The organism is Bradyrhizobium oropedii, assembly GCF_020889685.1.
Taxonomy (GTDB): domain Bacteria; phylum Pseudomonadota; class Alphaproteobacteria; order Rhizobiales; family Xanthobacteraceae; genus Bradyrhizobium; species Bradyrhizobium oropedii.
Map to the genome: position 1 here is coordinate 1 of NZ_JACMYO010000257.1, position 9,656 is coordinate 9,656.

Below are 9,656 nucleotides of genomic sequence, written 5' to 3' on the forward strand. Positions count from 1 at the left end.
CGCCCTACTACGCCCGCTTCGGCTTCGCGGCCGCGAAGACCGGCGAATTGTCGCTGCCCGGCGCATTCGAGCGCGACCGGCTGCTCGGGCTCGAGCTCATCGAGGGGGCGCTGGACGGCGCTTGGGGCATGATCACGCCGACCGGCGCGGCATTGCCCGAGAGCAAGGCAACCCGGACAAGGTCCCGGACCCGGAAGGCACCGCTCGCCGTGCCGCACGCGGCGTAAGGCGGTCACCATGGCAGAGCGCCTTCCCGCAATCGACGGCGCGCGCCCGCGTTGGCGCGGCCTCGTCACCACGGTCATGCTGATCCTGATCTCGGTCATGATCGTCAGGGACATCCTGATCCGGCGCTGGACCGGCACACCGCCGTCGCCGCCGGACGCCACGCAGCAGTCCCACTAACCGCCGGCCGTCAGGCCAGAATCCCAGATCGGAATGCGAGGGGTTGCGCGGGCGGCAAAAATGCCCGTAAACCCCGCGCAACGCCCTTTTCCGTCGAGGTCCAACATGCCCCGCCGCCTGATTTCCACCGGCTCGCCCTTCGAGAAGACCGCAGGCTACAGCCGTGCCGTGATCGACGGCGATTTCGCCTTCGTCGCCGGAACCACCGGCTACGACTACACCACGATGACCATGCCTGATGATGTCACGAGCCAGTCACGGAACTGCTTCAAGACCATCGAGGCTGCCCTCAAGGAGGGCGGCTTCACGATGGCCGACATCGTCCGCGCGACCTACTACCTCACCGACGTCAACGACGCGGACGCCCATTTCGCGGTCTGCGGCGAAGTCCTCGGCGACATCCGCCCGGCGGCGACGCTGCTGATCGTGGCCGGGCTCCTGAAGCCCGAGATGAAGGTCGAGATCGAAGTCACCGCAAAGCGACGTAACCCCTGATCCACCCTACCCGCCGCTCGGCGCTCTCCTGGAGAAAATGATGAGCCCCTCCTCGCAGATCTACGCGAAAATCACCGGCCCCATTGTCATGATCGGCTTCGGCTCGATCGGCAAAGGCACGTTGCCGATGATCGAGCGGCATCTCGACTACGACAAATCGCGCATCACCGTGATCGATCCCAAGGACGAAGGCCGCAAGGCGCATTGCGAGAAGCAGAACGTCAAGTTCATCCAGAAGGCCGTGACCAAGGACAATTACCGCGAGTTGCTGACGCCGCTGCTCACCGAAGGCGGCGGCCAGGGCTTCTGCGTCAATCTCTCGGTCGATACCGGCTCGTCCGACATCATGGAGCTCTGCAACGAAGTCGGCGCACTTTATATCGACACCGTCAACGAGCCCTGGCTCGGCTTCTATTTCGATTCGTCGAAGGGGCCGGAAGCGCGCTCCAACTACGCCCTGCGCGAAGTGACGCTGGCCGCCAAGAAGGCGCGCCCCGCAGGCTCGACGACGGCCGTCTCATGCTGCGGCGCCAATCCCGGCATGGTCTCCTTCTTCGTCAAGCAGGCGCTGCTCAATGTCGCCGCCGATCTGAAGCTCAATGCCCCCAAGCCGAAGACCAAGGCCGAATGGGCGGACTTGATGCGGCAGGCCGGTATCAAGGGCATCCACATCGCCGAACGCGACACCCAGCGCGCCAAGTCGCCGAAAGAGCCCGATGTCTTTGTCAACACCTGGTCGGTGGAAGGTTTCCTCTCGGAAGGCGTGCAGCCGTCCGAACTCGGCTGGGGCACCCATGAAAAATGGATGCCCGAGAATGCGCATACCCACGAGGCCGGCTGCGGCGCTGCCATCTATCTGATGCAGCCCGGCGCCAACACCCGCGTGCGGACCTGGTGCCCGACCCGCGGCGCGCAGTATGGCTTCCTCGTCACCCACAACGAATCGATCTCGATCGCCGATTACTTCACGGTGCATGACGCATCGGGCAAGGCGGTCTACCGGCCGACCTGCCACTATGCCTATCATCCGGCCGACGATGCCGTGCTGTCACTGCACGAGATGTTCGGCCGCGCAGCGAAGATGCAGGAGAAGCACCACATCCTGGATGAGAACGAAATCGTCGATGGCATCGACGAGCTCGGCGTGCTGCTGTTCGGCCATGACAACAATGCCTATTGGTACGGCTCGCAGCTCTCGATCGAAGAGACCCGCAAGCTCGCGCCCTATCAGAACGCCACCGGCCTGCAAGTGACCTCCGCCGTGCTCGGCGGCATGGTGTGGGCGCTGGAGAACCCGAACGAAGGCATCGTCGAAGCCGACGAGATGGATTTCGACCGTCTGCTGGAAATCCAGCTGCCCTATCTCGGCCCGGTGAAGGGTTTCTACACCGACTGGACCCCGCTGACGGATCGTCCGGGACTGTTCCCGGAAGACATCGACGCCAGCGATCCCTGGCAGTTCAAGAATGTTCTGGTGCGCTGACCCGAAGGGTCATCCCGGGATGCGCGCTTAGGCGCGCAGACCCGGGATCTCGAGATTGTTGCGCGAGATTCCGGGTTCATCGCTGACGCGATGCCCCGGAATGACTTCGTCACCTCGCCATGTAGTCGAATGCGACCGAGCCGAGGCCGAGCGTCAAATCCGCCTTGTAGTACAGCGCCGAGACCACTTCGCGCACCGGCAGGCGGGCGACATCGCACAGCGCGTGCGGGAACAGGCCGAGCGCGGCGGGGCCGGTCCAGGCTTCCTTCAGCACGATGTCGTCGAGCTGAAAGCGCACCAGCTCGCAGATCCGCGGGTTGCCGTCGACATGCGGGATGATCTTCAAAATAAAGTTCGGCGCCTTCATCGCGTTCAGGACCGTGTCGTGATCGACCTTGCGGTATTTGTAGCCCATCGTGGCAGAGGCACAGAGCACCGAGCCGTAATGCAGCGAGCCGACCAGCACGTCGCTCTCGACCGCGATCTTCGGCCGCGCCAGCTTCTTCGGAAATCCCCACAGCTCGCGGCCGCCGGCGATCGGGGCCTCGTCGTCGAGATACATGGCGTGGGTATAGGCCCCGACCTCGCCCTTGAAGCGGACCGGGATCACCTGCCCGGTCTCGGTGTAGTCGCCGAAGCCGGTCGAGTCCGGCATGCGGATGAATTCATACTTCACCACGGGCTCGACGACCTCGAGCGGCTCCGGCACCACGGCCGCGAGGGCTTCGGGGTCGGTCTTGTAGGTGATGATGAAATATTCGCGGTCGAAGAACCGGTACGGCCCCGGCGGAAACGACGGGTTGGTGAGCGGCATCGAATAGGCGGTGCGCCGGACGTCCTCGATCTTCATGGATAGCCCCATCTGTCGTTGGCAAGACGACGGATTATGGCGGGCGGGGATGACGGAGGCGAGACCGTATAATCGGCAGCGTCAGTCAAATGCGCGTCACAATTCACTGACCGGAGCGCTTATTTCTTTTCGATCGGCGGCGCGGTCTTCTCGGCGGGCGCTGGCGGCAGCATCGGCTTGGCGCCGGCCTTCTGCGCCTCACCGTTCGGACGCGCGGGCTGCGGCGCCGGCGTGGTCGGCCGCTCGCCGCCGGGCTTCGATTCAGCCGGCGGCACGGCCTTCTGCGGCTCCGGCGTGGACTGCAGCGGCTGGGTCGCCTGCGCGATGTCCTGCGGCGGGACCGCGTTGATCGCGTGCAACGACAGCGCCGCGATCGCAACCCCTGCCACGACCAATGCCGAGGCGATCAGCACGTCCTTCCGCAGCCCGGTCCGATCCGCAGCCATCTCGTTCACCCGCGCATAGTCAGCGAGGTCAACGATCCTGCCACGGCTTGGTTCCCCGGCAAGGGCCTCCGGGAACCCTCGCCTCAGAGCCTCTTCCGTTCCGATTGAAGCGGAACGGGGCTCTGGATCTTGCTTGAACGCGTTTTCTTCACGCGAACCGGTATCCGCTTCGCTCGAAAACGCCCTAATCCGTGGTGCTGATTTCCCATGTCGCGTGCCGCACGCCGGGCTGATGCTGCAGGTCGACGATCACGGCATTCAGCTCGTTGGGTTCGACCGCGGTCGAGACCAGCTCCGCCACGATTTCGAGGAAGTCGTCACCGGCCTCGACCACGTTGACATCGGCGACCGGATAGTTGGCGGCCTCGAGCTTCTCGACCAGGCGGTCGCGCATGTCGGGCAGCGCCTCGGGGGTCACCGCGAGCTTGAAATAGTACGTCGCCTCCAACGCCTTCTCGTTCAGCGGGATGCGGTTGATGGCGTTGACCAGCGGACGCAGCAGCGTGTTGCCGGCGATCACGAACACGGTCAGCACCGCCGCCTGCGCCACCAGATCGGCGCCGGCGCAGGAGCCGACCGCGGCCGAGGCCCACAGCGTCGCCGCAGTGTTGAGGCCGCGCACGTCCATACCCTGCTTCATGATGACGCCGGCGCCGAGGAAGCCGATCCCCGACACGACATAGGCGATCACCCGCACCGCGCCGTCGGCGCCGGCCAGATGCATCGCGAGGTCGACGAAGGCGGCCGCCCCGACCGCGACCAGCACGTTGGTGCGCAGGCCCGCGGTACGCTGCCGGTACTGCCGCTCGGCGCCGATCAAAGTGCCGAGCACGAAGGCTGACGTCAGGCTGACCAACGTGTCGAGGAAGTCGGCGAGCTGGAATGTCGTGAGAAATCGCATGGCGCTGCCCCGGCGCGTGGGTGTTCTTTTGACGCGTTTTCTTCACGCGAACCGGTACCCACTTCGCTCGAAAACGCTGCGTGTGCCGCGATCTCTTACATTTCCACGATGCCCGCGTCACCATCTTCCGTGCCGAAGGCGAGCAGCGTCCCCTTGGCATTCCACCCGAGCGCCGACACGGTCGGGCCGGCATTCCGCCGCACCAGGATCTCGGCGCCGTCCTCGAGCCGGACCATCAGCACGGTGCCGTCGGCATAGCCGACCGCCATGATGTCATTCTTCGGATGGCAGGCGACCACCGCGACCCGCGCCGGCATCGGCGCCAGCATTGCCGGCTCCTTGCCCATCGGCCCGTCCTTGCTGGTGAACGGCCAGACGATCACGGTATCGGCGCCCGAGGTCGCGAGCCCCTTGCCGCCAACGCTCCATGACATCGAGCGCACGCGGCCGGGATAGCCGCTCATCCGCATGTGCCGGTTGTCGGCGAGCCGCCAGCCATGCATCGCGGCCTCGTGCATCGCCGTGACCAGGAACTTGTTGTCCGGGCTGAAAGAGACCGCGAGATGCGAGCCGGCCCATTCCAGGAATTCCGGATTGGCGGCCATGTTGGGAAACCACAAGGTCACGCCGTTGTAATGCGCGATCGCCAGCCGCAGGCCTTTCGGCGCGAATGCCAGCCCGCCGACGGTCGACGGCACCTCGAAGGTTTTCTCCTCGCCCTTGGGATTGCGTACGAAAGCGGTCTTGCCCGCCGACCACGCCACGGTGCCGTCGCCATGCAGCGCGACATTGTCGATCCAGCGCCGCTTGGCATCGGTCGCGATGGTGAAGGTCTCGCCCTTGGCGTCGATCGCGATCAGCTTGCCGTCGTCACCACCGGTGACGAGGCGCTTGCCGTCGGATGCCGCGCAGAGGATGGCGCCGAAGTGCGTCTCCGTGCGCGTGATCTCGCCGTCGGCGGTCGCGATCGCGACACTCTCCTCGGCGCCGACGAAGAACGCGCGGTCGCCGAGGAAATGCACCGAGCCCACAGCCACGCCAAGCGGAAGCTGCTTGACGCGATCGGTGATCGAAACGATGGAAGAAGGGGCCTCGCCCGGATCGAACTCTTTCATCACGTGGTGATGCACTGCTCGAAGCCGTCGCGGATCGCCTGCTCTGGCAGTTCGCGACCGATGAACACGACGCGGCTCTCGCGCTTCTCGCCGTCCTTCCATCTCCGCTGGTGGTCGCCCTCCAGCATCATGTGGACGCCCTGGAACACGTAGCGGTCGTCATCGCCGGTGAAGGCGAGGATGCCCTTCGAGCGCAGGATCTTCTGGCCCTCGGTGGCGACGAGGTTCTGCAACCAGGGCATGAACTTGGTCGGGTCGAGCGGCTTCTCAGAGCGCAGCGACAGCGATTGCATGTCCTCGTCGTGATAGTGCTTCAGGCCGCCGTGGTTATGATCATGGTGATGGTGGTGATCATGGTGATGATGATCGTGGTCATGATCGTGTTCGTCGCCGGCCTCGAGGAAATCGGGCTCGATTTCGAGAATACGGTCGAGGTCGAACGCGCCGCGCTCCAGTACGTCGGTCAACCCGACCTGGCAACGCTCGGTGCGGTGCAGCTTGGCATAGGGATTGATGCCGCGGATGCGGGCCTCGACTTCGGCGAGCTCGGGCTTGGAGACCAGGTCGGTCTTGTTCAGCACGATGACGTCGGCGAACGCGATCTGGTTCTTGGCCTCCGGCGCGTCCTTGAGGCGATCGCTCAGCCATTTGGCATCGGCGACGGTCACGACTGCATCGAGCCGGGCGTTCTTCTGCACGTCCTCGTCGACGAAGAAGGTCTGCGCGACCGGCGCCGGATCGGCAAGGCCGGTGGTCTCGACGATGATGGCGTCGAACTTGCCCTTGCGCTTCATCAAGCCGTCCAAGATGCGGACGAGGTCGCCGCGCACCGTGCAGCAGACGCAGCCATTGTTCATCTCGAACACTTCCTCATCGGCACCGATGATGAGGTCGTTGTCGATGCCGATCTCGCCGAATTCGTTGACGATGACGGCGTATTTCTTGCCGTGGTTTTCCGACAGGATGCGGTTGAGCAAGGTGGTCTTGCCGGCGCCGAGATAGCCCGTCAGCACGGTCACTGGAATTTTTTGCGAAGCTTCAGCCATAACAACTCCGAAGGAACTTGGATCGCGGCGCTCGACCCGGCAAGGAGGCCCCTGCCCTAGTTGGCGAGCGCGCTGGTCAGGGCCTTTATATTGTGCCTGACCATATCAATGTAAGTGGGTGCATCGCCCTTTTCGGCCGTCAGACTGTCCGAATACAGGGTACCGCCGACCCGGGCACCGGTCTCGGCCGCGATCCGCTGGATCAGACGGGGATCACTGATATTTTCGAGAAAAACTGCCGGAATTTTCGCAAGCTTGATCTGGGCAATGATGGCCGCAATATCGCGCGCACTGGGCTCGGAATCGGTGGAGACCGAGAGCGGCGAGAAGAACGTGACCCCGTAGGCATCGGCGAAATAGCCGAAGGCGCCATGGGTCGAAATCACCTTGCGCCGCGCCTCCGGCACGCGTCCCACCGCCTCATGCACCTCGCGGTCGAGCGCCTCGAGCTTGGCCAGATAGGCGTCGGCATTGGCCTTGAAGATGGCCGCCTGGTCGGGCGCCACCGCGATCAGCCCGTCGCGAATATTGATCACATAGATCTTCGCATTGGCCACGGATTGCCAGGCATGCGGATCGTCATGGCCGCCCATCTTCCGCGGCATGATGCCCTTGGTTGCCACCGCGACCGGCGCTTTGCTGCCGGAGGCCTGCAGCAGCCGCGGCATCCAGCCTTCGAAGCCGAGGCCGTTGATGACCAGCAGCCTGGCGTCGGCGACCTTCTTGGCATCCGCCGGCGTCGGCGCGTAGACATGCGCGTCGCCATCGGGCCCGACCAGCGCCGTCACGTCGACGCTGTTGCCGCCGACATTGCGCACCATGTCGGCGAGGATCGAGAAGCTCGCGACGACGTTGGTGCGCTCGGCAGCATGCGCCGGCCCGCTCGCCAGCATCAGCGCCAGACCAATCAAACCGAACAACCGCCGCATCGTACTCATGCCTCGAGATGGCGGCCGGGAAACAGCTGCCGCACCAGGCCGCTGACATTGCCGAACAAGAGCGACACGATATAGAGCCCGGCCGCAACCAGGATGATCGCCGGGCCGGAGGGGATCCGGGTCTGGTACGACAGCACCAGCCCGGCATAGCCCGACAGCATGGCGCTCGCGACCGCGATGCAGATCATGGTGGTGATGTCGCGCGACCAGAACCGCGCAATGCCCGCGGGCAGGATCATCAGCCCGACGCCGAGCAGCGTGCCGAGCGCATGGAAGCCGTTGACGAGGTTGACCACCACCAGCGCGAGGAAGGCGAGATGCGCCGGCGCGCCGGCCCGGCTCACGGTGCGCAGGAATACCGGATCGACGCATTCGATCACCAGCGGCCGATAGATCACCGCGAGCACCAGCAGCGTGACGGTGGCGTTGAACGCAATCACCAGCAGGGTCTGGTTGTCCATCGCCAGGATGTTGCCGAACAGCACGTGCAGCAGGTCGATATTGGTACCCTTGATGGACACGATGGTGACGCCGAGCGCGAGCGAGACCAGATAGAAGGTCGCCAGCGACGCGTCCTCATTCAACTCGGTGGTGCGCGCGACGAGGCCCGCGAGCAGCGCCACCGCAAAGCCCGCGATCAGGCCGCCGGTCGTCATCGCGAACAGATTGAGCCCCGAGATCAGGAAACCGATCGCGGCGCCCGGCAGGATCGCATGCGCCATGGCGTCGCCGACCAGGCTCATCCGCCGCAGCATCAGGAACACGCCGATCGGCGCGCCGCCGAGCGACAGTGCGATCACGGCCGCCAGCGCGCGGCGCATGAACTCGAATTCGGTGAAGGGCGTGATCAGCGCGTCGGTCAGCATCTGCGTCAGGCAGCCCTCGAGCGCGGATCGACGGCGCAGGCGCCGGCTGAATCATCGAACGCCTCGCACATCCGCATCGCGACCATCAGGTTATCCGCCGTCAGCGCCTCTGCGGTCGGTCCCCATTCCACTGGGCCGCGCGCCAGCAGCAGCGTTTCCGGGAAATTGTTGCGCACCATGTCGAGGTCGTGCAGCGCCGCCAGCACCGTGCGGCCTTCGCCATTCCAGCGCTTCACCAGCGCCAGCAGATCGGCGGTGGTCTTGGCGTCGATGGCGTTGAACGGCTCGTCGAGCACGATCAGGCGGGCGTCCTGCAACAGCACGCGCGCGAACAGCATGCGCTGCATCTGGCCGCCGGACAAGGTGCCGATCGGCCGGTTCTCGAAGCCGTTGAGGCCGACGGCGGCGAGCGCCGCCAAGATCTTGTCGCGCGCGGCCCGGCCGATGCCACCGAAGAAGCCGGTCGAGCGCCACAGCCCGGTGCCGACGAAATCGAACACCGAGATCGGGAAAGTCCGGTCGATGTCGGCGGATTGCGGCAGATAGGCAATGTCGCGGTGTTCGAGCCCGTCGAGATCGATCACGCCCGACAGCGGCTTGAGCACGCCGGCGATGCCGCGCAGCAGGGTCGACTTGCCGGCACCGTTCGGGCCGATCACGGCCAGCAGCGCGCCCGCCTCGACCGCGCCGTTAAGATGATGCACCGCCGGGTGGCGATCGTAGCCGAGCGTGACGTCGCGGAAGGTGACAAGCGCGCCCATTGGCTTACCTCATCGCCAGCCAGATGACGGCCCACAGGCAGGCAGAGACCGCGAGCGCCGCCGACAGCCGGGCCGGCACGGGCATGCGCAGGATCGACCAGGGCGCGGCCTGGGCCGGATGCGCGTGCGGGGCGTGGCTGTGCCCATGGGGATGGGCGTGGCCGTGATGGTGGTGGTCGTGGGTGTGCGTATGCGCCATGGGGAAACTGTTATATTATAACATAACGCGAGTCCACCAACGAGGAACTCATGGCCGATCCGCAAAACCGGGAGATTTGCCCCATGGAGCCTGAAGGTGGGCGGCCCCTCCCCCACGTCGTCCAGCGTCGCGCAACAATGAACTTCGGTGG

Annotated in this window: 12 protein-coding genes and 1 pseudogene; 4 read left to right on the forward strand and 9 right to left on the reverse strand. The window is 65.1% G+C overall.

What is annotated here, in order from left to right:
• The 4 genes and pseudogenes from H8A95_RS39075 to H8A95_RS39090 form a co-directional block, all read left to right on the forward strand.
• Positions 1–227, forward strand: a pseudogene (locus H8A95_RS39075) (GNAT family N-acetyltransferase); the annotation flags it as partial.
• Between the two features lie 10 nt (positions 228–237).
• Positions 238–405, forward strand: coding sequence for a hypothetical protein (locus H8A95_RS39080; RefSeq protein WP_229187894.1), 168 nt, complete (start codon positions 238–240; stop codon positions 403–405).
• 105 nt (positions 406–510) lie between these two features.
• Positions 511–900: a RidA family protein gene (locus H8A95_RS39085; protein WP_229187895.1), complete on the forward strand. Its 390-nt coding sequence runs from the start codon at positions 511–513 to the stop codon at positions 898–900.
• A 40-nt stretch (positions 901–940) separates the two neighbouring features.
• Positions 941–2,383: a homospermidine synthase gene (locus H8A95_RS39090; RefSeq protein ID WP_229187896.1), complete on the forward strand. Its 1,443-nt coding sequence runs from the start codon at positions 941–943 to the stop codon at positions 2,381–2,383.
• A gap of 109 nt (positions 2,384–2,492) precedes the next feature.
• Here the strand turns inward: H8A95_RS39090 and H8A95_RS39095 are convergent, their stop codons facing one another.
• The 9 genes from H8A95_RS39095 to H8A95_RS39135 all read right to left on the reverse strand — a co-directional run bounded on the left by H8A95_RS39095 (position 2,493) and on the right by H8A95_RS39135 (position 9,505).
• Positions 2,493–3,233, reverse strand: coding sequence for an acetoacetate decarboxylase (locus tag H8A95_RS39095; RefSeq protein ID WP_229187897.1), 741 nt, complete (start codon positions 3,231–3,233; stop codon positions 2,493–2,495).
• 119 nt (positions 3,234–3,352) lie between these two features.
• Complete coding sequence (locus H8A95_RS39100; RefSeq protein WP_229187898.1) at positions 3,353–3,679, reverse strand: hypothetical protein; 327 nt, start codon at positions 3,677–3,679, stop codon at positions 3,353–3,355.
• 184 nt (positions 3,680–3,863) lie between these two features.
• Positions 3,864–4,580, reverse strand: a complete 717-nt coding sequence (locus tag H8A95_RS39105) for an MgtC/SapB family protein (RefSeq protein WP_229187899.1) — start codon at positions 4,578–4,580, stop codon at positions 3,864–3,866.
• 95 nt (positions 4,581–4,675) lie between these two features.
• A complete protein-coding gene (locus tag H8A95_RS39110; protein ID WP_229187900.1) occupies positions 4,676–5,695 on the reverse strand; it encodes a WD40 repeat domain-containing protein in 1,020 nt (339 codons plus the stop codon).
• Positions 5,695–6,741 (reverse strand): CobW family GTP-binding protein, encoded by a 1,047-nt coding sequence (locus H8A95_RS39115; RefSeq protein WP_229187901.1) that lies wholly within the window; start codon positions 6,739–6,741, stop codon positions 5,695–5,697. The genes H8A95_RS39110 and H8A95_RS39115 overlap by 1 nt, the downstream gene beginning before the upstream one ends.
• Before the next feature lie 56 nt (positions 6,742–6,797).
• Positions 6,798–7,670 carry a metal ABC transporter substrate-binding protein gene (locus H8A95_RS39120; RefSeq protein ID WP_229187902.1) on the reverse strand — a complete coding sequence of 291 codons (873 nt, stop codon included), beginning with the start codon at positions 7,668–7,670 and terminating at the stop codon, positions 6,798–6,800.
• A gap of 5 nt (positions 7,671–7,675) precedes the next feature.
• Positions 7,676–8,545, reverse strand: a complete 870-nt coding sequence (locus tag H8A95_RS39125) for a metal ABC transporter permease (RefSeq protein WP_229187903.1) — start codon at positions 8,543–8,545, stop codon at positions 7,676–7,678.
• A 5-nt stretch (positions 8,546–8,550) separates the two neighbouring features.
• Entirely contained in the window at positions 8,551–9,306 is a 756-nt protein-coding gene (locus H8A95_RS39130; RefSeq protein ID WP_229187904.1) for a metal ABC transporter ATP-binding protein, read from the reverse strand.
• Between the two features lie 4 nt (positions 9,307–9,310).
• The gene (locus tag H8A95_RS39135) at positions 9,311–9,505 is read right to left on the reverse strand and encodes a hypothetical protein (RefSeq protein WP_229187905.1); all 195 of its coding nucleotides are present in this window, start codon (positions 9,503–9,505) and stop codon (positions 9,311–9,313) included.
• Positions 9,506–9,656 lie beyond the last annotated feature (151 nt).